The 25,659-nt window shown below is 72.3% G+C and carries 1 protein-coding gene and 1 pseudogene; both read left to right on the top strand.

The genetic code is table 11. From position 1 onward, the window contains the following. Nucleotides 1-16: 16 nt before the first annotated feature. Nucleotides 17-25,024, top strand: coding sequence for a WD40 repeat domain-containing protein (locus JD77_RS32865; protein WP_211372590.1), 25,008 nt, complete (start codon nucleotides 17-19; stop codon nucleotides 25,022-25,024). Between the two features lie 253 nt (nucleotides 25,025-25,277). Next, nucleotides 25,278-25,616: pseudogene (locus tag JD77_RS17340) on the top strand (IS5 family transposase); the annotation flags it as partial. Between the last annotated feature and the right edge of the window lie 43 nt (nucleotides 25,617-25,659).

Genomic DNA, 25,659 nt, shown 5'->3' with positions numbered 1-25,659 from the left:
AAGGGAGCGTTGCGCGTTGGCCGCCGCCGTTGCGACCCTTGAGCTCAACGAGAGCGCGTTGCAGGCTTTGGAACGGTTCACCGGGATGAGGGTGTCCCGGGCGGAGCTGCCGTTGTTGCGGGATGACATCGGCACGCTGGGAACGCTGGCGCTTCGGGTGCGTACGGTGCTGGGTCCGTTGCTGGAGCAGACGATCAGGGCGGTCCGGCAGGCGGGGGAGGGTGAGGCCTTCGACCGGTTCGTGGCGCAGACCGCTCCGTTTGTGAAGAAAATGGCCGAGACGGCCGACCTGATGCTCGCCGTGGTCGAGGCGGAGAAGAAGTTCTTCGTGGAGACGGAGGTCGGCAAGCGTACGGCGTTGGCCATGTTCAACTTCATGATTGCCGAGTTCGCTGTCGCCGCGGCGATGTGGTTCTGGAATCCGGTGGGGGCGGCGGCGCACGTCGCGCAGACGCGGACGATCATTCAGGCGATTCTGCGTTCGGCGTTGGTGCGGTCGGCGGCGAGTGGCACGGCGATGCAGATGTTGTTCATGCCGGGTTCTGCGTTGCTGGCCGAGGTGTCGATGATGACCGATGGTCTGCAGCCGGGGGTGAACTGGTCGACGGTCGGTAAGCAGGCGGCGTTCGCGGGGGCGGTGGCGTTCCTGACCACGGTGGGCGGGCCGGCGTTGGGCAGGGCCGCTGGCGTTGTCGCGGGCGCGGTCGGCAAGCTCGCCGTGTCGGATGCCACCAAGCATCTGCTGACCGATGTGCTGACGCGGCCGGTGACGGAGACCCTCGGGGAGGGGCTGTTCGGTATCGGTGCCAGCTTGATGGTCGAGGGGTACTGGGACCCCGGTAATCTCGGTGCGGATCTTCTGTCCGGGGCGATTTCGGGGGCAGGCGGGGCGGCCGCTAGCGGGCTCGGGCTGGTCGTGAGTCGCGCCGTGATGCAGCCCCGGGTGCGGGTGCCTCACATCGGTCTCACGTCGGACGGTAGGCCGGTCCTGCCGGTGGGGCCGACACCGGTGGGTGGGGACACGTCCGCCGGGTACGAGGCTGGGGTCGACGATCCGAAGCCTGTGGTGACCGGCGGGCAGGCCCCGCCGCCCCCGCCCGTGCCGCTGCTGCCGGCGTCGAATCTGCCCGCGCCGCACCTGGACCTGCCCGCGCCGCACCTGGATCTGTCGGTGCCGTCGTGGTCGGTGTCGAACCTGTCGATGCCGGCTGCGCCGGTGCCGGCGTGGGTCGCGGCAGCGGGTGAGCCGGTGGTGGAGCAGTGGCATCGGTTCCAGCAGGATCTGGCGGACCGCTATGGTGGGTTGTTGGCCGGGACGGGGCCGGCGCGGCAGTTCCTGGCCGGGCTGCCCGTGTCGGTCGAGCGGGTGTTCACCGAGTGGGCCGACGCCCGGCAGGGTGATCCGGCCGTGCCCGTTTTCCTGTCTCAGGTCGGTCTGCCCGCCACCGCCCTGACCGACCAGTTCCTGTTCGGTGTCCGGGACCGGGCGGTCGCCCAGGTCACCGAAACCCTCGCGGGGCAGGTCCCGGCGGGCGGGCAGATCCCGGCGGCGGTACGCCCGGAGCAGGTTGTCGCGGCGCTGCCCGGGGAGTTCGACCGGCAGGCGTTGCGTTCGATCGCGCACCTGGCCGTCGGGCATCACCTCGACCAGTACTTCACCACGGGCGCACCGGCGACCGTCCCCCTGCCAGGCGGCGTCGTCCCGCCAGGGGTGGCTGGCGTGCCGGGGGGTTCCGGGACGGCGGCGCCACCGTCGGACGCCGTGCGCGCCGCGGTCGAGCGGGACGTGCGGGTCCACGTGGACCGGAGCCTCGACGCGATCCTCGGCGCCACCCCCCTACCCGCCGCACCACTGACCGCACCACTGGCCGTGCCGCCCGCCGTGCCGCCGGCTGCGGCGGCCAGGCCCGACGCCGCGCAGGTGGGCGCCGTGGCGGACGTGGTCCGGCAGGCGGTCACCGACCTGCCCGCCCGTGTCACGGCCGCGGTCATCCCCGACACCACCGCACCGGACACCACCCCTTCCGGCACGGACACCCCGGCACACCGGCGTACCGACGCGCCGCCGGTGCCGGTGACTCCCGAGCAGCACACCGCAGCAGCGACCAGCCAGGCGGAAACCCAGTTCACCGCCCTGGCCCGCAAGTACGGCGTCGTCGCACCGGCCAGCCACGACACCCTCGCCGGTTCCTTCCGACGGGACTGGGTCAACGGATACCACCAGGTACTCGCCCAGGCCACCGGCAACGCCACGCCCGCCACCCCCAGCGTGCCGGGCACGTCCAGTGTGCCGGCCACACCCAACGCGCCGGGTACGCCGGGCACTCCGGGCACGCCGGATGCGGCCGGCGCCCGTACTACGGTGCCGGGTGGTGTTGCCCCCCGCACCGACGGCACGCCGAACCACGCCCACACCAGCGACAGGACATCGGTCAGTGACCTGTCCGTCTCCGGCGACGACATTTTCAGCCGCGATGGCAGGCCCGACGACACCTTCACGGTCAGTGACCTCTCCTCGCTGGACGAGCCGATCAGCCGCGACCCGGTCACACGCGACTTCATCGACAGGGATTCGGTCATTGGCGTCCCGTCGCTGAACGAGTCGGACAACGGTGAAGCGGCCAAGCGCGAATTCAGGGACACGGACCCGTTCAGGGACGCCTCTTCACGGAACGCGTTGATCAGCGGCGACCCGGTCGGGCGCGATGCCGGCGACAGGGATTCGTTCAGCAACGTGTCCTCCCTGGACGAACCGGTCGGTGGTGACCCGGTCGGACGCGGCGAGCCGGCTGTCGCGGCAACTGGGCAGGCTGTCGCGCCGTTCGGGTCCGGGCAGCGGGCCGCCGACTGGGCGGCTGGGAAGCAGGTGCGTCCCGGCAGCAGCGGTGACCTGTGGTGGTGCGTGGCGGCCACGCTCGATGTGTTCCAAACCGTGTACAAGCGGCTGGGCAACCGGGTGGTGTTCGACGACCGGATCATCGGGCCGGACGGCCGGCTCGCGCCCACCATGGGCTGGCCGCAACTGATGGAGATCCTCGACACGGTGCCCGAGCGGGTCGCCCACCCGGACGGGGTCGCGGGAGAAGACGTGCTGGCCGCGTTGCGGGCGGCGCCGGGGTCGATGGTGGTGGTCAGGGCCGCGCCACCGAACGAACCGCAGCACGTGTTCGCCCTCCACAGCCAGCCACAAAGATCCGGGCCGCCGAGGATCCAGGTGCGGGACCCTCTGCTGCCCGGCGCCGCCGACCGGCCCGAGCCGGACGACCCGATACGTGATCCGTGGCTGCGACACCTGTTCGCGTCCAGCACCCGGGTGGCCGCGTTCGACGGGGACGGGCGACCCGCCGCCATCACCGACCTACTCGGCCAGGCCGCCCGCCACCCGCGGCCGATCACCACGACGGGCGCCGACACCAGCGCGTTCCTGCTCGCCTCTACCAGCACGCCGCGCAGTCCGTCCCAGGCGATGCGAGCCGCCTCTACCGACCCGGCCGACTCGGCCGGCTCCGCCCCGGGCAGGCAGCCGTCCGATCCGCTGGAAGGTGACGGATCGTCTGCTCCTGCCCCGTCGACCGTGGGGGGCACCGGAGGGTTGAGTGGCCGGGTTGGCCGGGTTGAGGCAGGGGCCGCGGAGTCGGACGCGCACATCGAGCAGGCTCCCGCCGGTGCTGCCACGCCGCCGCCGGCGGTGGTGGTGTCCTCGCGGCGGCTGACCGGCCACACCGGCCCGGTGTACGCGTCGACGTCGTGGCAGGAGGCGTCGGGCCGGCGGCTGCTGGCCTCCGTCAGCGGGGACGAGACGGTGCGGATCTGGGATGCGGCCGACGGTCGCCTGCTCCGGACGTTGGAAGGCCACACCGGCCCGGTGTTCGCGGTGACGTCGTGGCAGACGGGGCCAGACGAGTGGCTGCTGGCCTCTGCCAGCGGGGATCGGACGGTGCGGATCTGGGATGCGGCCGACGGCCGCCTGCTCCGGACATTGGCAGGCCACACCGGCCCGGCGCGGGCGGTGACGTCGTGGCAGACGGGGCCAGACGAGTGGCTGCTGGCCTCTGCCAGCGGGGATCGGACGGTGCGGATCTGGGATGCGGCCGACGGTCGCCTGCTCCGGAGGTTGGACGGCCACACCAGCGCGGTGTGGGCGGTGACGTCGTGGCAGACGGGGCCAGACGAGTGGCTGCTGGCCTCTGCCAGCGGGGATCGGACGGTGCGGATCTGGGATGCGGCCGACGGTCGCCTGCTCCGGACATTAAGAGGCCACACCGGCCCGGTGTGGGCGGTGACGTCGTGGCAGACGGGGCCGGACGAGTGGCTGGTGGCCTCCGCCAGCAGGGATCAGACGGTGCGGATCTGGGATGCGGCCGACGGCCGCCTGGTCGGGACGTTGGAAGGCCACACCGGCCCGGTGTCGGCGGTGACGTCGTGGCAGGAGGAGTCGGGCCGGCGGATGCTGGCCTCCACCAGCGTGGACGGGACGGTGCGGATCTGGGATGCGGCCGACGGTCGCCTGGTCCGGAGGCTGGAAGGCCACACCGGCACGGTGTTCGCGGTGACGTCGTGGCCGGCGGGGTCGGGCGGGCGGCTGCTGGTCTCTGCCGGCATGGATCGGACGGTGCGGTTGTGGCCCCTGCCGGATGGTGCTGCGGGGCTGGCGGGGTTGCCTGCCGTGCCGGGTGGGCGGGTTGCCGCTGGAAACGACCCCGGACCTGTGCCCGCGACCGGTGTCGGGGCGTTGAGTGGCCGGGTTGGCCGAGTTGAGGCAGCGTCCGCGGAGTTGGACGCGCACGTCGGGCAGGCTCCCGCCGGTGCTGCCACGCCGCCGGCGGTGGTGTCTCCGCAGCGGCTGACCGGCCACACCGGCCCGGTGTACGCGTCGACGTCGTGGCAGGAGGCGTCGGGCCAGCGGCTGCTGGCCTCCGCCAGCAGGGATCAGACGGTACGGATCTGGGATGCGGCCGACGGCCGCCTGATCCGGACATTGGCAGGCCACACCGACACGGTGCGGGCGGTGACGTCGTGGCAGGAGTCGGGCCGGCGGCTGGTGGCCTCCGCCAGCATGGATCGGACGGTGCGGATCTGGGATGCGGCCGACGGTCGCCTGCTCCGGACATTGCAGGGCCACACCGACTGGGTGTGGGCGGTGACGTCGTGGCAGGCGGGGCCGGGACGGCGGCTGCTGGCCTCCGCCAGCATGGATCGGACGGTACGGATCTGGGATGCGGCCGACGGTCGCCTGGTCCGGACGTTGGAAGGCCACACCGGCCCGGTGTCGGCGGTGACATCGTGGCAGGATGAATCGGGCCGGCGGCTGCTGGCCTCCACCAGCGTGGACGAGACGGTGCGGATCTGGGATGCGGCCGACGGTCGCCTGGTCCGGACGTTGGAAGGCCACACCGGCCAGGTGTGGGCGGTGACGTCGTGGCAGGAGGAATCGGGCCAGCGGCTGGTGGCCTCCGCCAGCATGGATCAGACGGTGCGGATCTGGGATGCGGCCGACGGTCGCCTGATCCGGTCATTGGAAGGCCACACCGGCCAGGTGCGGGCGGTGACGTCGTGGCAGGAGGAATCGGGCCAGCGGCTGGTGGCCTCCGCCAGCATGGATCAGACGGTGCGGATCTGGGATGCGGCCGACGGCCGCCTGATCCGGTCATTGGAAGGCCACACCGGCCAGGTGTGGGCGGTGACGTCGTGGCAGGCGGGGTCGGGCGGGCGGATGCTGGCCTCCGCTGGCGGGGATCAGACGGTGCGGTTGTGGCCCCTGCCAGATGGTGCTGCAGGGCTGGCGGGGTTGCCTGCCGTGCCGGGTGGGCGGGCTGCCGCTGGAAACGACCCCGCACCTGTGCCCGCGACCAGTGTCGGGGAGTTGAGTGGCCGGATTGGCCGGGTTGAGGCCGCGGCCGCGGAGTTGGACGCGCACGTCGGGCAGGCTCCCGCCGGTGCTGCCACGCCGCCGCCGGCGGTGGTGATGTCCTCGCGGCGGCTGACCGGCCACACCGGCCCGGTGTTCGCGTCGACGTCGTGGCAGGAGGAGTCGGGCCAGCGGCTGCTTGCCTCCGCCAGCAGGGATCGGACGGTGCGGATCTGGGATGCGGCCGACGGCCGCCTGATCCGGACATTGGCAGGCCACAGCGGCCCGGTGATGGCGGTGACGTCGTGGCAGGCGGGGCCGGGCCGGCGGCTGCTGGCCTCCGCCGGCATGGGTCGGACGGTGCGGATCTGGGATGCGGCCGACGGCCGCCTGATCCGGACATTGGCAGGCCACACCGGCCCGGTGATGGCGGTGACGTCGTGGCAGGAGGGGTCGGGCCGGCGGCTGCGGCTGCTGGCCTCCGCCAGCTTCGACGAGACGGTGCGGATCTGGGATGCGGCCGGCGGTCGCCTGGTCGGGACGTTGGAAGGCCACAGCGGCGCGGTGTTGGCGGTGACGTCGTGGCAGGAGGCGTCGGGCCGGCGGCTGCTGGCCTCCGCCAGCATGGACGAGACGGTGCGGATCTGGGATGCGGCCGACCGTCGCCTGATCCGGACGTTGGAAGGCCACACCGACGACGTGTCGGCGGTGACGTCGTGGCAGGAGGCGTCGGGCCGGCGGCTGCTGGCCTCCGCCAGCTGGGACGAGACGGTGCGGATCTGGGATGCGGCCGACGGCCGCCTGCTCCAGACGTTGGAAGGCCACACCGACGCGGTGTCGGCGGTGACGTCGTGGCAGGAGGCGTCGGGCCGGCGGCTGCTGGCCTCCGCCAGCGGGGACGAGACGGTGCGGATCTGGGATGCGGCCGACGGCCGCCTGCTCCAGACGTTGGCAGACCACACCGGCCCGGTGCGGGGGGTGACGTCGTGGCCGGCGGGGCCGGGCCGGCGGATGCTGGCCTCCACCAGCATGGATCAGACGGTGCGGTTGTGGCCCCTGGAGGTGTTCCTGACGGTTCGGGGTGTCGCCAGTGCTGCCGGCCCCGCCGAGGCGGTGGTGGTGTATCCGGATGGTGTGGGCGCTGAGGTTGATCCGCGAGGTCTGTCGGTGGTGGCGCAGCGGCAGGCGGTGACGGATGCCGAAACGTGGGCGGCGAGGGCGGTTGAGAGGACGTGGAATCGGTCTGCGGATGAGCTGCTGGACGAGGTGCAGGGCCGTGGTGGGGTGTGGCGGGTGGTGCTGGCGTTCGGCGATCGCGGGCATGAGGGTGTGCTGGATCTCGTGAGGCGATTGCTTGATGGCCGGCTCCCGGGGGTGCAGGTGCCTGCGACGGCGGTGATCGAGTTGTCGCCGTATGGTGCTGGTCCGTTGGTGGAGCCTCGGACGGTGGTCGAGGTCGCGGCGTTGCGGGTAAGGCGTGGCCAGTCGGGGGCGGTAGCGATCCGTTCGCGTTATGTGGCGGGCGTGGGGGCGAGGTCTGTTCCTCAGGGTCTGATTCCTGTCGATTTCTCGGGTCGGGAGACGTTCGCGGGTGGGGCGTTGCTGTGGGAGTTCCACGCGCGTCCGATCCGTCCGGAGGATGCCCGGTCGGCTCAGTTCTACCGGGAGGCGCGGGGATTGCACGGTGTGCATGCGCCGTATCTTCTGCCGCCGGACCGGCGTTGGGCGCGGTTCGGGCAGCAGGCGGCCTCGTATATGCGGGATTGGGTGTTCCCTCCGGTGCCGTCGTCAGGGCTTGGTCGGTGGCGGGTGGTGGAGTTGCGGCAGGCGGGGTTGCTTGCCGGGGAGAGTGTGGCGGGGGCGACGCCGGACGTGGGGCCGGTGGGGTGGGTGCCGGATGGCGCGCGGGTGTTGGTGGTGGGTGTGCCGCAACCGCATCCGGTGCATCCCACGGCGGTCGTGGACACATTGTTCGACACGTTCCTGAACAGTGCGTTGCCGCCGGTGGAGTCGGGGTTGCGGGAGCCGGTGTATGTGGTGGTGCACGGGTTCGGTGGGCGGGCATCGCCGGTGGTGTTGGCGCATGTGGCGGAGGGTGACCTGTGGCCGGTGCGGATGGGTGAGATGGCCGCCGGCCAGCCGGTGGTAGGCACTCGGGAGGCGTCGAACCTCGTCGAGGCGCAGAGTTGGACCCGGGTGCGGTCCGAGTTGCCCCCGATCGCGGCGGCGCTGCAACCGGGCGGGGCGGCTGAGCAGTGGCGGGCTCGGGTTCCGGAACTGACGGCGATGCTTCCCGATGTGACCGTGACCGATCCGCTGGCGGTCGACCTGTCGACCCCGGACGCCGCCGGCACGGTAGGGGTGCGGGCGCACCGCCGGATGGGTGAGCGGGTGGAGCAGCTGGTCGCGTTGGGTGCGGAGTTGGTCCGGCATACACGCGAGTGGGTGGGTGGGGCTGCGGTAACGGATCGGCTCGATCTGCGGCTGGAGGAATGGGCGGGGCACGGCGACAGTCAGCAGTTGGTGACGGCGTTCGCGAGGGCTGGGCTGACCGGTGAGGTGGAAGGCCTGGTAGCGGACCAGATTGGGCGGGTGTGGGCCGCGGCGGTGCCACCGGGGATCGTCTTGGCCGCAGGGGGCGCGACGGTCCCGGATGCCGTCCGGGACGTGTTGCGGGCGGTGTATCTGGGCGCCTGGGTCCTCTTTACGGGATCGGACGGACCGGTCGTGGTTCGAGGATACGCTGGGCGGCGGCAGGCTGACCTGTCCCGCGTGCGGTCTCGCAGTGGGGCGGAGTTCACCCGGTTCCTGGCTGATCATGGCGGGGACGTGGCGTTGTTGTGGTCGGCGGACGGTCCGGCAGACCCGCGAGCGCGGGTTTCCAGGCTCCGGGCTGCCCTGGACGTGCCGCTGGTGCCGCGGCGGGTGGACGTGGTGGGGCGGGTGCCGGGGGTGTCCGAGCAGCGGAGCGCGGAGTTGCTCTCCGCGGTGAGCGCGTTCGGGTTGGCGCGGGAGTTGTTGGAGGAACAGATCCGGTTGCTGCCGGCTCGGGCGGCGGTGTTGCCGGGGCAGGCCAGCGTAACCGTGCCACCACCGCAACCGGCACCGTCACCACACGCCGGCGATGCTCCGGTGGTGTACGAGTGGGTGGCCGGGCCGGACGGTGTGGCTCCGGGTGGGGGGCAGCCGTCGGCGGGTGGGTTGCCGGAGTGGATGCACCGGGGGGATCGCCGGGGCGACGGGCTGCTGTGTTTGCTGGACTCGTTGGCGCAGACGCTCAATGGTGTGCGGCCGGGCCAGTATCACGGGTTCGACAACGTGGAGACACGGGCGCAGGCGCTGCTGGACCGGATGGAGGGGCGGCTGGGTTCCGATCATGTGGTGATCCGGGATCTGCGGTCTGCGCGCGGTGCCGAAGTGTATTCGGGTGGGTTCCTCAACGAGTTGGCGGAGCTTTTCCAGGTGCGGGTCCAGGTCGTCGAGCAAGGAGGCGACCGCAGGTGGTACGGACACCCGGTGGTGGGACGCGACGGAAACGCGCCGTTGATGTTGGTCGAGTTCGTGTCACCCGGTTCGGGTGGTGGGCGCGGTCCGGCCGATGAGGAAATGGGTACGTTCTATCCGTTGTTCGTCGATACGGTGCATGCCGCCGCTCTCGGTGGCGCGGCCACCATCACCGATCATCTCATCCAGCGGTGGGAGGCTCTGGTCGGTGGCCATGCGGCGCGTATTGACAGACTTCAAGCCGCTGAGAGGCCGTTGGTGGAGGCGGCCGAACGCGGCCAGGACGTCGGCCAGGCGCGGTCGGTCCTGGATCGGCTGTCCGACCGGTACCTCGACGGGCTGCGGGACCTCAGGCTCGCGCGGGGGTCGCGTGACCTGAGCGAGTACGTCCGATCGGTGTCCGACATCGCTGCGTTGAGCGGCCGGATTGGCCGGATTGAGGCAGCGGCCGCGGAGTTGGACGCGCACGTCGGGCAGGCTCCCGCCGGTGCTGCCACGTCGCCGCCGGTGGTGTCTCCGCAGTTGCTGACCAGCCACACCGGCCCGGTGTCGGCGGTGACGTCGTGGGAGGAGTCGGGCCGGCGGCTGCTGGCCTCCGCCAGCAGGGATGGGAGGGTGCGGATCTCGGATGCGGCCGACGGTCGCCTGCTCGGGACGTTGGCAGGCCACACCGGCATGGTGTGGGCGGTGACATCGTGGCAGGAGGAGTCGGGCCGGCGGCTGCTGGCCTCCGCCAGCGGGGATCGGACGGTGCGGATCTGGGATGCAGCCGACGGTCGCCTGGTCCGGACGTTGGAAGGCCACACCGGCCCGGTGTACGCGTCGACGTCGTGGCAGGAGGAGTCGGGCCGGCGGCTGCTGGCCTCCGCCAGCTTGGACGAGACGGTGCGGATCTGGGATGCGGCCGACGGCCGCCTGGTCCGGACGTTGGCAGGCCACACCGGCTCGGTGTGGGCGGTGTCGTCGTGGCAGGAGGAGTCGGGCCGGCGGCTGCTGGCCTCCGCCGGCATGGATGGGACGGTGCGGATCTGGGATGCGGCCGACGGTCGCCTGCTCCAAACATTAAGAGGCCACACCGGCACGGTGTTCGCGGTGACGTCGTGGCAGGAGGAGTCGGGCCGGCGGCTGCTGGCCTCCGCCGGCGCGGATCGGACGGTGCGGATCTGGGATGCGGCCGACGACCGCCCGGTCCGGACGTTGGAAGGCCACACCGGCACGGTGCGGGCGGTGACGTCGTGGCAGGCGGGGCCGGGTCGGCGGATGCTGGCCTCCGCCAGCGGGGATCAGACGGTGCGGATCTGGGATGCGGCCGACGGCCGCCTGCTCCGGACATTGGAAGACCACACCGGCACGGTGTTCGCGGTGACATCGTGGCAGGAGGAGTCGGGCCGGCAGGTGCTGGCCTCCGCCAGCGAGGATCGGACAGTGCGGTTGTGGACCCTGCCGGATGGTGCTGCGGGGCTGGCGGGGTTGCCTGCCGTGCCGGGTGGGCGGGTTGCCGCTGGAAACGACCCCGCACCTGTGCCCGCGACCAGTATCGGGGAATTGAGTGGCCGAATTGGCCAGGGTGAGGCAGCGGCCGCGGAGCTGGACGCGCACGTCGGACAGGCTCCCGCCGGCGCTGCCACGCCGCCGCCGGTGGTGCCCCCGCAGCTGCTGACCGGCCACACCGGCACGGTGTTCGCGGTGACGTCGTGGCAGGAGGCGTCGGGCCGGCGGCTGCTGGCCTCCGCCAGCGGGGACGAGACGGTGCGGATCTGGGATGCGGCCGACGGCCACCTGATCCAGACATTGGCAGGCCACACCGACCCGGTGTGGGCGGTGACATCGTGGCAGGCGGCGTCGGGCCAGCGGATGCTGGCCTCCGCCAGCATGGATCAGACGGTGCGGATCTGGGATGCGGCCGACGGCCGCCTGATCCGGACATTGGCAGGCCACACCGACGAGGTGTCGGCGGTGACGTCGTGGCAGGAGGAGTCGGGCCGGCGGCTGCTGGCCTCCGCCAGCTGGGACGAGACGGTGCGGATCTGGGATGCGGCCGACGGCCGCCTGCTCCAGACGTTGGAAGACCACACCGACACGGTGGCGGCGGTGACGTCGTGGCAGGACGAGTCGGGCCGGCGGCTGCTGGCCTCCGCCAGCCGGGACGAGACGGTGCAGATCTGGGATGCGGCCGACGGCCGCCTGCTCCAGACGTTGGAAGGCCACACCGGCATGGTGTGGGCAGTGACGTCGTGGCAGGAGGAGTCGGGCCGGCGGCTGCTGGCCTCCGCCAGCGGGGACGAGACGGTGCGGATCTGGGATGCGGCCGAGGGTCGCCTGGTCGGGACGTTGGAAGGCCACACCGGCCCGGTGTACGCGGTGACGTCGTGGCAGGCGGGGCCGGGCCGGTGGCTGCTGGCCTCTGCCGGCGCGGATCGGACGGTGCGGATCTGGGATGCGGCCGACGGTCGCCTGATCCAGACGTTGGAAGGCCACACCGGCCCGGTGGTGGCGGTGACGTCGTGGCAGGCGGGGCCGGGCCAGCGGATGCTGGCCTCCGCCAGCAGGGATCGGACGGTGCGGTTGTGGACCCTGCCGGGCGCTGCTGCGGGGCTGGCGGGGCTGCCTGCCGTGCCGGGTGGGCGGGTTACCGCTGGAAACAACCCCGCACCTGTGCCCGCGACCAGTATCGGGGAATTGAGTGGCCGAATTGGCCAGGGTGAGGCAGCGACCGCGGAGCCGGACGCGCACGTCGGGCAGGCTCCCGCCGGTGCTGCCACGCCGCCGGCGGTGTCCCCGCAGCTGCTGCCCGGCCACCCCGGCCTGGTGTACGCGTCAACGTCGTGGGAGGAGGCGTCGGGCCGGTGGCTGCGGGCCTCGGCCGGCACGGATCGGACGGTGCGGATCTGGGATGCGGCCGACGGCCGCCTGCTCCAGACATTAAGAGGCCACACCGGCACGGTGTGGGCAGTGACGTCGTGGCAGGCGGGGCCGGGCCGGCAGCTGCTGGCCTCCGCCAGCGCGGACGAGACGGTGCGGATCTGGGATGCGGCCGACGGCCGCCTGCTCCAGACATTGGAAGACCACACCAGCACGGTGTTCGCGGTGACATCGTGGCCGGCGGGGCCGGGCCGGCAGCTGCTGGCCTCCGCCAGCGGGGATCGGACGGTGCGGATCTGGGATGCGGCCGACGGCCGCCTGCTCCAGACGTTGGAAGGCCACACCGACGAGGTGTCGGCGGTGACGTCGTGGCAGGACGAGTCGGGCCGGCAGCTGCTGGCCTCCACCAGCGCGGACGAGACGGTGCGGATCTGGGATGCGGCCGACGGCCGCCTGATCCAGACGTTGGAAGGCCACACCGACGAAGTGTCGGCGGTGACGTCGTGGCAGGACGAGTCGGGCCGGCAGCTGCTGGCCTCCACCAGCATGGACGAGACGGTGCGGATCTGGGATGCGGCCGACGGCCGCCTGCTCCAGACGTTGGAAGGCCACACCGACGAAGTGTGGGCGGTGACGTCGTGGCAGGAGGCGTCGGGCCGGCGGCTGCTGGCCTCCGCCGGCGCGGATCGGACGGTGCGGATCTGGGATGCGGCCGACGGCCGCCTGGTCCGGACGTTGGAAGGACACACCGACGCGGTGTCGACGGTGACGTCGTGGCCGGCGGGGCCGGGCCGGCGGATGCTGGTCTCCGCCGGCATGGATCAGACGGTGCGGTTGTGGCCCCTGCCGGGCGCTGCTGCGGGGCTGGCGGGGTTGCCTGCCGTGCCGGGTGGGCGGGCTGCCGCTGGAAACGACCCCGGGCCTGTGTCCGGGACCAGTGTCGGGGCGTTGAGTGGCCGGATTGGCCAGGGTGAGGCAGCGGCCGCGGAGCTGGACGCGCACGTCGGGCAGGCTCCCGCCGGTGCTGCCACGCCGCCGCCGGTGGTGTCCCCGCGGCTGCTGACCGGCCACACCGAGCAGGTGCGGGCGGTGACGTCGTGGCAGGAGGAGTCGGGCCGGCGGCTGCTGGCCTCCGCCAGCATGGACGAGACGGTGCGGATCTGGGATGCGGCCGACGGCCGCCTGCTCCAGACGTTGGAAGACCACACCGGCACGGTGTTCGCGGTGACGTCGTGGCAGGAGGCGTCGGGCCGGCGGATGCTGGCCTCCGCCGGCATGGATCGGACGGTGCGGATCTGGGATGCGGCCGACGGCCGCCTGATCCAGACGTTGGAAGGCCACACCGGCCCGGTGCGGGCGGTGACGTCGTGGCAGGAGGCGTCGGGCCGGCGGCTGCTGGCCTCCACCAGCATGGACGAGACGGTGCGGATCTGGGATGCGGCCGACGGCCGCCTGCTCCAGACATTGGAAGGCCATACCCGCATGGTGTCGGCGGTGACGTCGTGGCAGGAGGCGTCGGGCCGGCGGCTGCTGGCCTCCGCCAGCTTCGACGGGACGGTGCGGATTTGGGATGCGGCCGACGGTCGCCTGGTCCGGACGTTGGAAGGCCACGCCGGCACGGTGTGGGCGGTGACGTCGTGGCCGGCGGAATCGGGCCGGCGGCTGCTGGCCTCCGCCGGCGGGGATCAGACGGTGCGGATCTGGGATGCGGCCGACGGCCGCCTGATCCAGACATTAAGAGGCCACACCGGCGCGGTGTGGGCGGTGACGTCGTGGCAGGAGGCGTCGGGCCGACGGCTGCTGGCCTCCACCAGCGCGGACGAGACGGTGCGGATCTGGGATGCGGCCGACGGCCGCCTGCTCCAGACATTGGAAGGCCACACCCGCTCGGTGTTCGCGGTGACGTCGTGGCCGGCGGGGCCGGGCCGGCAGCTGCTGGCCTCCGCCAGCGGGGATCGGACGGTGCGGTTGTGGCCCCTGCCGGGCGCTGCTGCGGGGCTGGCGGGGTTGCCTGCCGTGCCGGGTGGGCGGGCTGCCGCTGGAAACGACCCCGGACCTGTGCCTGCGACCAGTGTCGGGGCGTTAAGTGGCCGGATTGGCCGGGTTGAGGCAGCGGCCGCGGAATCGGACGCGCACGTCGGGCAGGCTCCCGCCGGTGCTGCCACGCCGCCGGCGGTGGTGTCCCCGCGGCTGCTGACCGGCCACACCGGCCCGGTGTCGGCGGTGACATCGTGGCAGGAGGAGTCGGGCCGGCGGCTGGTGGCCTCCGCCAGCGTGGATCGGACGGTGCGGGTCTGGGATGCGGCCGACGGTCGCCTGCTCCGGACGTTGGACGGCCACATCGCCGCGGTGTTGGCGGTGACGTCGTGGCAGGAGGAGTCGGGCCGGCGGCTGCTGGCCTCCGCCAGCTACGACCGGACGGTGGGGATCTGGGATGCGGCCAACGGCCGCCTGCTCCAGATATTAAGAGGCCACACCCGCCCGGTGTCGGCGGTGACATCGTGGCACGAGGCGGGCCAGCGGCTGCTGGCCTCCGCCAGCAGGGACCGGACGGTGCGGATCTGGGATGCGGCCGACGGCCGCCTGCTCCGGACATTGGCAGGCCACACCGACGACGTGTCGGCGGTGACATCGTGGCACGAGCCGGGCCAGCGGCTGCTGGCCTCCGCCAGCAGGGACCGGACGGTGCGGATCTGGGATGCGGCCGACGGCCGCCTGCTCCAGACGTTGGAAGGCCACACCGACGAGGTGTTGGCGGTGACGTCGTGGCAGGACGAGTCGGGCCGGCGGCTGCTGGCCTCCGCCAGCGAGGATCGGACGGTGCGGATCTGGGATGCGGCCGACGGTCGCCTGATCCGGACATTGGAAGGCCACACCCGCGCGGTGTGGGCGGTGACATCGTGGCAGGCGGCGTCGGGCCGGCGGATGCTGGCTTCCACCAGCGAGGATCGGACGGTGCGGATCTGGGATGTGGCCGACGGCCGCCTGCTCCAGACGTTGGCAGGCCACACCCGCGCGGTGACGGCGGTGACGTCGTGGCCGGCGGGGCCGGGCCGGCGGATGCTGGCCTCCACCAGCGTGGACGAGACGGTGCGGTTGTGGCCCCTGGAGGTGTTCCTGACGGTTCGGGGTGTCGCCAGTGCTGCCGGCCCCGCCGAGGCGGTGGTGGTGTATCCGGATGGTGTGGGCGCTGAGGTTGATCCGCGAGGTCTGTCGGTGGTGGCGCAGCGGCAGGCGGTGACGGATGCCGAAACGTGGGCGGCGAGGGCGGTTGAGAGGACGTGGAATCGGTCTGCGGATGAGCTGCTGGACGAGGTGCAGGGCCGTGGTGGGGTGTGGCGGGTGGTGCTGGCGTTCGGCGATCGCGGGCATGAGGGTGTGCTGGATCTCGTGAGGCGATTGCTTGATGGCCGGCTCCCGGGGGTGCAGGTGCCTGCGACGGCGGTGATCGAGTTGTCGCCGTATGGTGCTGGTCCGTTGGTGGAGCCTCGGACGGTGGTCGAGGTCGCGGCGTTGCGGGTAAGGCGTGGCCAGTCGGGGGCGGTAGCGATCCGTTCGCGTTATGTGGCGGGCGTGGGGGCGAGGTCTGTTCCTCAGGGTCTGATTCCTGTCGATTTCTCGGGTCGGGAGACGTTCGCGGGTGGGGCGTTGCTGTGGGAGTTCCACGCGCGTCCGATCCGTCCGGAGGATGCCCGGTCGGCTCAGTTCTACCGGGAGGCGCGGGGATTGCACGGTGTGCATGCGCCGTATCTTCTGCCGCCGGACCGGCGTTGGGCGCGGTTCGGGCAGCAGGCGGCCTCGTATATGCGGGATTGGGTGTTCCCTCCGGTGCCGTCGTCAGGGCTTGGTCGGTGGCGGGTGGTGGAGTTGCGGCAGGCGGGGTTGCTTGCCGGGGAGAGTGTGGCGGGGGCGACGCCGGACGTGGGGCCGGTGGGGTGGGTGCCGGATGGCGCGCGGGTGTTGGTGGTGGGTGTGCCGCAACCGCATCCGGTGCATCCCACGGCGGTCGTGGACACATTGTTCGACACGTTCCTGAACAGTGCGTTGCCGCCGGTGGAGTCGGGGTTGCGGGAGCCGGTGTATGTGGTGGTGCACGGGTTCGGTGGGCGGGCATCGCCGGTGGTGTTGGCGCATGTGGCGGAGGGTGACCTGTGGCCGGTGCGGATGGGTGAGATGGCCGCCGGCCAGCCGGTGGTAGGCACTCGGGAGGCGTCGAACCTCGTCGAGGCGCAGAGTTGGACCCGGGTGCGGTCCGAGTTGCCCCCGATCGCGGCGGCGCTGCAACCGGGCGGGGCGGCTGAGCAGTGGCGGGCTCGGGTTCCGGAACTGACGGCGATGCTTCCCGATGTGACCGTGACCGATCCGCTGGCGGTCGACCTGTCGACCCCGGACGCCGCCGGCACGGTAGGGGTGCGGGCGCACCGCCGGATGGGTGAGCGGGTGGAGCAGCTGGTCGCGTTGGGTGCGGAGTTGGTCCGGCATACACGCGAGTGGGTGGGTGGGGCTGCGGTAACGGATCGGCTCGATCTGCGGCTGGAGGAATGGGCGGGGCACGGCGACAGTCAGCAGTTGGTGACGGCGTTCGCGAGGGCTGGGCTGACCGGTGAGGTGGAAGGCCTGGTAGCGGACCAGATTGGGCGGGTGTGGGCCGCGGCGGTGCCACCGGGGATCGTCTTGGCCGCAGGGGGCGCGACGGTCCCGGACGCCGTCCGGGACGTGTTGCGGGCGGTGTATCTGGGCGCCTGGGTCCTCTTTACGGGATCGGACGGACCGGTCGTGGTTCGAGGATACGCTGGGCGGCGGCAGGCTGACCTGTCCCGCGTGCGGTCTGGCAGTGGGGCGGAGTTCACCCGGTTCCTGGCTGATCATGGCGGGGACGTGGCGTTGTTGTGGTCGGCGGACGGTCCGGCAGACCCGCGAGCGTGGGTTTCCAGGCTCCGGGCTGCCCTGGACGTGCCGCTGGTGCCGCGGCGGGTGGACGTGGTGGGGCGGGTGCCGGGGGTGTCCGAGCAGCGGAGCGCGGAGTTGCTCTCCGCGGTGAGCGCGTTCGGGTTGGCGCGGGAGTTGTTGGAGGAACAGATCCGGTTGCTGCCGGCTCGGGCGGCGGTGTTGCCGGGGCAGGCCAGCGTAACCGTGCCACCACCGCAACCGGCACCGTCACCACACGCCGGCGATGCTCCGGTGGTGTACGAGTGGGTGGCCGGGCCGGACGGTGTGGCTCCGGGTGGGGGGCAGCCGTCGGCGGGTGGGTTGCCGGAGTGGATGCACCGGGGGGATCGCCGGGGCGACGGGCTGCTGTGTTTGCTGGACTCGTTGGCGCAGACGCTCAATGGTGTGCGGCCGGGCCAGTATCACGGGTTCGACAACGTGGAGACACGGGCGCAGGCGCTGCTGGACCGGATGGAGGGGCGGCTGGGTTCCGATCATGTGGTGATCCGGGATCTGCGGTCTGCGCGCGGTGCCGAAGTGTATTCGGGTGGGTTCCTCAACGAGTTGGCGGAGCTTTTCCAGGTGCGGGTCCAGGTCGTCGAGCAAGGAGGCGACCGCAGGTGGTACGGACACCCGGTGGTGGGACGCGACGGAAACGCGCCGTTGATGTTGGTCGAGTTCGTGTCACCCGGTTCGGGTGGTCGGCGCGGTCCGGCCGATGAGGAAATGGGTACGTTCTATCCGTTGTTCGTCGATACGGTGCATGCCGCTGCTCTCGGTGGCGCGGCCACCATCACCGATCATCTCATCCAGCGGTGGGAGGCTCTGGTCGGTGGCCATGCGGCGCGTATTGACAGACTTCAAGCCGCTGAGAGGCCGTTGGTGGAGGCGGCCGAACGCGGCCAGGACGTCGGCCAGGCGCGGTCGGTCCTGGATCGGCTGTCCGACCGGTACCTCGACGGGCTGCGGGACCTCAGGCTCGCGCGGGGGTCGCGTGACCTGAGCGAGTACGTCCGATCGGTGTCCGACATCGCTGCGTTGAGCGGCCGGATTGGCCGGATTGAGGCAGCGGCCGCGGAGTTGGACGCGCACGTCGGGCAGGCTCCCGCCGGTGCTGCCACACCGCCGTCGGCGTTGGTGGTGTCCTCGCGGCTGCTGACCGGCCACACCGAGGAGGTGCGGGCGGTGACGTCGTGGCAGGAGACGTCGGGCCAGCGGATGGTGGCCTCCGCCAGCGACGACCGAACGGTACGGATCTGGGATGCGGCCGACGGTCGCCTGGTCCGGACGTTGGACGGCCACACCGGCGCGGTGCGGGCGGTGACGTCGTGGCAGGAGGAATCGGGCCGGCGGCTGCTGGCCTCCGCCAGCTTGGACGAGACGGTGCGGATCTGGGATGCGGCCGACGGCCGCCTGGTCCGGACGTTGGCAGGCCACACCGGCGAGGTGTCGGCGGTGACGTCGTGGCAGGAGGAATCGGGCCGGCGGCTGCTGGCCTCCGCCAGCTTGGACGAGACGGTGCGGATCTGGGATGCGGCCGACGGCCGCCTGGTCCGGACGTTGGCAGGCCACACCGGCGAGGTGTCGGCGGTGACGTCGTGGCAGGAGGAGTCGGGCCGGCGGCTGCTGGCCTCCGCCAGCTGGGACGAGACGGTGCGGATCTGGGATGCGGCCGACGGTCGCCTGGTCCGGACGTTGGCAGGCCACACCGACGTGGTGTCGGCGGTGACGTCGTGGCAGGAGGAGTCGGGCCGGCGGCTGCTGGCCTCCGCCAGCTGGGACGAGACGGTGCGGATCTGGGATGCGGCCGACGGCCGCCTGGTCCGGACGTTGGCAGGCCACACCCGCTCGGTGTCGGCGGTGACGTCGTGGCAGGAGGAATCGGGCCGGCGGCTGCTGGCCTCCGCCAGCTGGGACGAGACGGTGCGGATCTGGGATGCGGCCGACGGCCGCCTGCTCCAGACGTTGGAAGGCCACACCGACTGGGTGTGGGCGGTGATGTCGTGGCAGGAGGGGCCGGGCCGGCGGATGCTGGCCTCCGCCAGCGAGGATCGGACGGTGCGGTTGTGGCCCCTGCCGGATGGTGTTGCGGGGCTGGCGGGGTTGCCTGCCGTGCCGGGTGGGCGGGTTGCCGCTGGAAACAACCCCGCACCTGTGTCCGCGACCAGTGTCGGGGAGTGGCGGCCCCGCGATGGTGGCCCCACCACCCTGCGCGAATACCTGGAATTGAGCGGCCGGATTGGCCGGGTTGAGGCAGCGGCTGCGGAATCGGACGCGCACGTTGGGCAGGCTCCCGCCGGTGCTGCCACACCGCCACCGGTGGTGTCCCCGCAGTTGCTGACCGGCCACGCCGGCACGGTGTTCGCGGTGACGTCGTGGCAGGAGGCGTCGGGCCGGCGGATGCTGGCCTCCGCCAGCGGGGACGAGACGGTGCGGATCTGGGATGCGGCCGACGGCCACCTGATCCGGACATTGGCAGGCCACACCGACCCGGTGTGGGCGGTGACGTCGTGGCAGGAGGAATCGGGCCAGCGGCTGCTGGCCTCCGCCAGCATGGACGAGACGGTGCGGATCTGGGATGCGGCCGACGGTCGCCTGCTCGGGACGTTGGAAGGCCACACCGGTGAGGTGTCGGCGGTGACGTCGTGGCAGGAGGAATCGGGCCGGCGGCTGCTGGCCTCCGCCAGCTGGGACGAGACGGTGCGGATCTGGGATGCGGCCGACGGCCGCCTGCTCCAGACGTTGGAAGGCCACACCGACGCGGTGTCGGCGGTGACGTCGTGGCAGGAGGAATCGGGCCAGCGGCTGCTGGCCTCCGCCAGCTGGGACGAGACGGTGCGGATCTGGGATGCGGCCGACGGCCGCCTGCTCCAGACGTTGGAAGGCCACACCGGCCCGGTGGCGGCGGTGACGTCGTGGCAGGACGAGTCGGGCCGGCAGCTGCTGGCCTCCGCCAGCGACGACTCGACGGTGCGGATCTGGGATGCGGCCGACGGCCGCCTGCTCCAGACGTTGGAAGGCCACACCGACGAAGTGTGGGCGGTGACGTCGTGGCAGGAGGCGTCGGGCCGGTGGCTGCTGGCCTCTGCCGGCGGGGATCGGACGGTGCGGATCTGGGATGCGGCCGACGGCCGCCTGCTCCAGACGTTGGACGGCCACACCGGCCCGGTGGTGGCGGTGACGTCGTGGCCGGCGGGGCCGGGCCGGCGGATGCTGGTCTCCGCCAGCGAGGATCGGACGGTGCGGTTGTGGCCCCCGCCGGGCGCTGCTGCGGGGCTGGCGGGGTTGCCTGCCGTGCCGGGTGGGCGGGCTGCCGCTGGAAATCACCCCGGGCCTGTGTCCGGGACCAGTGTCGGGGCGTTGAGTGGCCGGATTGGCCAGGGTGAGGCAGCGGCCGCGGAGCCGGACGCGCACGTCGGGCAGGCTCCCGCCGGTGCTGCCACGCCGCCGCCGGTGGTGTCCCCGCGGCTGCTGACCGGCCACACCGAGCAGGTGCGGGCGGTGACGTCGTGGCAGGAGGAGTCGGGCCGGCGGCTGCTGGCCTCCGCCAGCATGGACGAGACGGTGCGGATCTGGGATGCGGCCGACGGCCGCCTGCTCCAGACGTTGGAAGGCCACACCGGCACGGTGCAGGCGGTGACGTCGTGGCAGGAGGCGTCGGGCCGGCGGCTGCTGGCCTCCGCCAGCGGGGACGAGACGGTGCGGATCTGGGATGCGGCCGACGGCCACCTGATCCGGACATTGGCAGGCCACACCGACCCGGTGTGGGCGGTGACGTCGTGGCAGGAGGCGTCGGGCCGGCGGCTGCTGGCCTCCGCCAGCGGGGACGAGACGGTGCGGATCTGGGATGCGGCCGACGGCCGCCTGATCCGGACGTTGGAAGGCCACACCAACGCGGTGTCGGCGGTGACGTCGTGGCAGGAGGAGTCGGGCCGGCGGCTGCTGGCCTCCGCCAGCTTCGACGGGACGGTGCGGATTTGGGATGCGGCCGACGGTCGCCTGGTCCGGACGTTGGAAGGCCACGCCGGCACGGTGTGGGCGGTGACGTCGTGGCCGGCGGAATCGGGCCGGCGGCTGCTGGCCTCCGCCGGCGGGGATCAGACGGTGCGAATCTGGGATGCGGCCGACGGCCGCCTGCTCCAGACATTAAGAGGCCACACCGGCGCGGTGTGGGCGGTGACGTCGTGGCCGGCGGAATCGGGCCGGCGGCTGCTGGCCTCCACCAGCGCGGACGAGACGGTGCGGATCTGGGATGCGGCCGACGGCCGCCTGCTCCAGACATTGGAAGGCCACACCCGCTCGGTGTTCGCGGTGACGTCGTGGCCGGCGGGGCCGGGCCGGCGGATGCTGGCCTCCGCCAGCGGGGATCGGACGGTGCGGTTGTGGCCCCTGCCGGGCGCTGCTGCGGGGCTGGCGGGGTTGCCTGCCGTGCCGGGTGGGCGGGTTGCCGCTGGAAACGACCCCGGACCTGTGCCCGCGACCAGTGTCGGGGAGTTGAGTGGCCGGATTGGCCAGGGTGAGGCAGCGGCCGCGGAGCCGGACGCGCACGTCGGGCAGGCTCCCGCCGGTGCTGCCACACCGCCGCCGGCGGTGGTGTCCCCGCAGCTGCTGACCGGCCACACCGGCATGGTGTGGGCGGTGACGTCGTGGCCGGCGGGGCCGGGCCGGCGGATGCTGGCCTCCACCGGCGGGGATCGGACGGTGCGGATCTGGGATGCGGCCGACGGCCGCCTGCTCCAGACGTTGGAAGGCCACACCGGCACAGTGTTGGCGGTGACGTCGTGGCAGGACGAGTCGGGCCGGCGGATGCTGGCCTCCGCCAGCGCGGACGAGACGGTGCGGATCTGGGATACGGCCGACGGCCGCCTGCTCCAGACGTTGGAAGGCCACACCGGCACGGTGTCGGCGGTGACGTCGTGGCAGGACGAGTCGGGCCGGCGGATGCTGGCCTCCGCCAGCGGGGACGAGACGGTGCGGATCTGGGATGCGGCCGACGGCCGCCTGCTCCGGACGTTGGAAGGCCACGCCGGCACGGTGTACGCGGTGACATCGTGGCAGGAGGCGTCGGGCCGGCGGCTGCTGGCCTCCGCCAGCGGGGACGAGACGGTGCGGATCTGGGATGCGGCCGACCGTCGCCTGATCCGGACGTTGGAAGGCCACACCGACGAGGTGTCGGCGGTGACGTCGTGGCAGGAGGAATCGGGCCGGCGGCTGCTGGCCTCCGCCAGCTGGGACGAGACGGTGCGGATCTGGGATGCGGCCGACGGCCGCCTGCTCCAGACGTTGGAAGGCCACACCGACGCGGTGTCGGCGGTGACATCGTGGCAGGAGGCGTCGGGCCGGCGGCTGCTGGCCTCCACCAGCGACGACGAGACGGTGCGGATCTGGGATGCGGCCGACGGCCGCCTGCTCCAGACGTTGGAAGACCACACCGACATGGTGTTGACGGTGACGTCGTGGCCGGCGGGGCCGGGCCGGCGGATGCTGGCCTCCGCTGGCGGGGATCAGACGGTGCGGTTGTGGCCCCTGCCAGATGGTGCTGCAGAGCTGGCGGGGTTGCCTGCCGCGCCGGGTGGGCGGGCTGCCGCTGGAAACGACCCCGCACCTGTGCCCGCGACCAGTGTCGGGGAGTTGAGCGGCCGGATTGGCCAGGGTGAGGCAGCGGCCGCGGAGCCGGACGCGCACGCCGGACAGGCTCCCGCCGGTGCTGCCACGCCGCCACCGGTGGTGTCCCCGCAGCTGCTGACCGGCCACACCGGCATGGTGTGGGCGGTGACGTCGTGGCAGGAGGCGTCGGGCCGGCGGCTGCTGGCCTCCACCGGCGGGGATCGGACGGTGCGGATCTGGGATGCGGCCGACGGCCGCCTGCTCCAGACGTTGGAAGGCCACACCGGCACAGTGTTGGCGATGACGTCGTGGCCGGCGGGGCCGGGCCGGCGGCTGCTGGCCTCCGCCAGCGCGGACGAGACGGTGCGGATCTGGGATGCGGCCGACGGCCGCCTGCTCCAGACGTTGGAAGGCCACACCGGCACGGTGTCGGCGGTGACGTCGTGGCCGGCGGGGCCGGGCCGGCGGATGCTGGCCTCCGCCAGCGGGGACGAGACGGTGCGGATCTGGGATGCGGCCGACGGCCGCCTGCTCCGGACGTTGGAAGGCCACGCCGGCACGGTGTACGCGGTGACATCGTGGCAGGAGGCGTCGGGCCGGCGGCTGCTGGCCTCCCCCAGCGCGGACGAGACGGTGCGGATCTGGGATGCGGCCGACGGCCGCCTGATCCGGACGTTGGAAGGCCACGCCGGCACGGTGTACGCGGTGACATCGTGGCAGGAGGCGTCGGGCCGGCGGCTGCTGGCCTCCGCCGGCGAGGATCGGACGGTGCGGGTCTGGGATGCGGCCGACGGCCGCCTGATCCGGACGTTGGAAGGCCACACCGACGAAGTGTCGGCGGTGACGTCGTGGCAGGAGGCGTCGGGCCGACGGCTGCTGGCCTCCGCCAGCGACGACGAGACGGTGCGGATCTGGGATGCGGCCGACGGCCGCCTGCTCCAGACGTTGGAAGACCACACCGACATGGTGTTGACGGTGACGTCGTGGCCGGCGGGGCCGGGCCGGCGGATGCTGGCCTCCGCCGGCGGGGATCAGACGGTGCGGTTGTGGCCCCTGCCGGATCGTGCTGCAGAGCTGGCGGGATTGCCTGCCGCGCCGGGTGGGCGGGCTGCCGCTGGAAACGACCCCGCACCTGTGCCCGCGACCAGTGTCGGGGAGTTGAGCGGCCGGATTGGCCAGGGTGAGGCAGCGGCCGCGGAATCGGACGCGCACGCCGGACAGGCTCCCGCCGGTGCTGCCACGCCGCCACCGGTGGTGTCCCCGCAGCTGCTGACCGGCCACACCGGCCCGGTGTACGCGTCGACGTCGTGGCAGGAGGCGTCGGGCCAGCGGCTGCTGGCCTCCGCCGCCGGGGACGGGACGGTGCGGATCTGGGATGCGGCCGACGGCCGCCTGCTCCGGACATTGGCAGGCCACACCGGCGCGGTGCGGGCGGTGACGTCGTGGCCGGCGGGGCCGGGCCGGCGGATGCTGGCCTCCGCCGGCATGGATCAGACGGTGCGGATCTGGGATGCGGCCGACGGCCGCCTGCTCCAGACGTTGGAAGGCCACACCGGCCCGGTGTGGGCGGTGACGTTGTGGCCGGCGGTGTCGGGCCGGCGGATGCTGGCCTCCACCAGCACGGATCGGACGGTGCGGATCTGGGATGCGGCCGACGGCCGCCTGATCCAAACGTTGGACCACACCGGCCCGGTGTGGGCGGTGACATCGTGGCAGGAGGCGTCGGGCCGGCGGATGCGGGCCTCCACCAGCAGGGATCGGACGGTGCGGATCTGGGATGCGGCCGACCGTCGCCTGCTCCGGACGTTGGAAGGCCACGCCGGCCCGGTGTTGGCGGTGACGTCGTGGCAGGAGGAATCGGGCCGGCGGCTGCTGGCCTCCGCCAGCGCGGATCGGACGGTGCGGATCTGGGATACGGCCGACGGCCGCCTGCTCCAGACGTTGGAAGGCCACACCGGCCCGGTGTGGGGGGTGACATCCTGGCAGGCGGGGCCGGGCCGGCGGATGCTGGCCTCCGCAAGCCAGGACGAGACAGTGCGGTTGTGGCCCCTGCCAGATGGTGCCGCAGGGCTGGCGGGGTTGCCTGCCGTGCCGGGTGGGCGGGTTGCCGCTGGAAACAACCCCGAACCTGCGGCATTGACCGCCCAAAATGACTCGGACTCGCCAATGGAAGATGCGGACGACAACCCGGACTTGCCAATGGAAGATGTGAATGACGACCCGGACTCGCCAATGGAAGATGCGGACGACAACCCGGACTCGTCCATGTCGTAGATCGACGAGGTAGCGACGCCGTTGTTGACTCCGCTCGATGGTGGGTCGGTGGATGGCTTCGTACGGGCATGCGCATCCACCACAACCAGTTAACGAGCGATCACAACTCGAAGCCACGACCCGCCGTTGCAGTACTAAACCAGATCCTCAACCAGCCGGAACTCGACAACCCAAGCGACACTGGTGGGCGACGGATGCACCGCTAGGGCATGTCTCGTGGATCTTCGGGGCGGGTTTTGGTAGATAGATTGGCGTGTCTCGACGGCATGAGTTGACCGATGACGAGTGGGCGCTTCTGGCGCCGTTGCTGCCAGCGGATCCGCCGCGTGGGGGCCGATGGCGTGACCATCGGACGACGGTCTCGGGGATCTTGTACCGGGAACGTACCGGGATTCCGTGGCGTGACCTGCCGGAGCGGTTCGGTCCGTGGAAGACGGTCTACCAGCGCAAACGCAGGTGGGCGATGGATGGGACCTGGTCGCGGATCTGCGCGGCGTTGCGGATCGACTGCGACGCCGAGGAAGGCGACGAGTGGACGGTCGGAGTGGACACCTCCTCGATCCGGGCGCACCAGCACGCGGCGGATGCGCGGCACGCCCCAGTGTCGGGGTACGGCCTGGAGTGCAGAGCTAAGT

It is taken from the genome of Micromonospora olivasterospora, assembly GCF_007830265.1.
GTDB classification, from domain to species: domain Bacteria; phylum Actinomycetota; class Actinomycetes; order Mycobacteriales; family Micromonosporaceae; genus Micromonospora; species Micromonospora olivasterospora.
The sequence above is the reverse complement of the archived record's forward strand: the minus strand, read 5'-3'. Positions and strand labels throughout refer to the sequence as shown.